Below are 1136 nucleotides of genomic sequence, written 5' to 3'. Positions count from 1 at the left end.
TATCGAGATCCACCGATGGGGTAGTCATGACCTGCCGAAGTTCATGCGATTCAGGTGCCGAGGTTCATGCGATTCACCTGCCGAAGTTGGCGCGATTCAGGTGCCGAAGTTCGTGCGATTTTGCAATACGGACGAAGGGTTCTCTAATGAGTAACGTCAGCATCTCTTGACTAGATGATGTGAAGGCTATCTCGTAACGCCTCATCATTGTGTAACAACACCTCATAGCATTGACTACTTTCTCAGTACCGCTAACGCCTTCGCGACTTCCTCGGCCTTGGCTTCGATGATGTCGAGCAGTTGTTCGGGAGTTCGCTCGTCTTCGTCGACGACCTTATTGGGGTTTACCGCTTTGAGGTCGAAGTTCTTCACTTCAATGTCGCTGCGAGAGACGGTCCAGCTTCGTTCGCTGTCGGCTCGCGTCGGCAGCAGTTTGAAGAACTCGTCAAAGTCTTTCATTGTCAGCGGTTTCTTTTTCGCGACCTTGCGATTGCTGAGGTCGTAGTACCAAATCGACTCGGTGGGTTTGCCCTTGGAGAAGAACACGAGGTTGGTCTTCACGCCTGCCCCTGCCGACGTAAACACCCCCGGCGGCAGGCTGACGATGCACCACACGTCGCAGTCGTCGAGCAGCTTGCGCTTGGTCTGCACGAATGCTGTCTCGTTGGTACGAAACAGAATGCCCTCGTCGAGCACGATGCCGCATCGCCCGGTCGGCTTTAGCGATTCGATCACGTGCTGTAAGAACAGAACTTGAGTCGAGCCCGTCTTGTAGGCGAAGTTCGTCTGGGCCTCTTTGCCTTCCTTGCCGCCAAAGGGCGGATTCATCAGGGCGACATCAAACTGAGACGGCGCGCCCGCGAACAGCCCCCCGTAGGACTCGCCATAGGTCAAGGTGTTACCGTGCCAGAGGTGGGGCGCGTCGATGCCGTGCAGAGCGAGATTTGCCAGGGCAATCGGGTAGATGGCGTTGTCTTTTTCGCGACCGTAGAAGGTGCGCTGCTTTAACGGGTAGTGCATTTTAGTAAAGGACAGAGGAAAACGTAGGCGATTCCCGTTCTGCCAGCTTCTCTCTAACTTGGCGATTGTAGTCGTGGATGAACGTCCAAATCGCACCAATGTGATTCTCTAGCTTT

General features: G+C 54.5%; 1 protein-coding gene. It reads right to left on the bottom strand.

Features of this window, described 5'->3' with window-relative positions; genetic code table 11:
- Window positions 1-234: 234 nt before the first annotated feature.
- Entirely contained in the window at window positions 235-1020 is a 786-nt protein-coding gene (locus ACQ4N7_RS30270; RefSeq protein ID WP_430715129.1) for an HsdM family class I SAM-dependent methyltransferase, read from the bottom strand.
- Window positions 1021-1136 lie beyond the last annotated feature (116 nt).

The sequence above is a fragment of the Nodosilinea sp. AN01ver1 genome (assembly GCF_050565655.1).
Taxonomy (GTDB): Bacteria; Cyanobacteriota; Cyanobacteriia; order Phormidesmidales; family Phormidesmidaceae; genus Nodosilinea.
The sequence above is the reverse complement of the archived record's forward strand: the minus strand, read 5'-3'. Positions and strand labels throughout refer to the sequence as shown.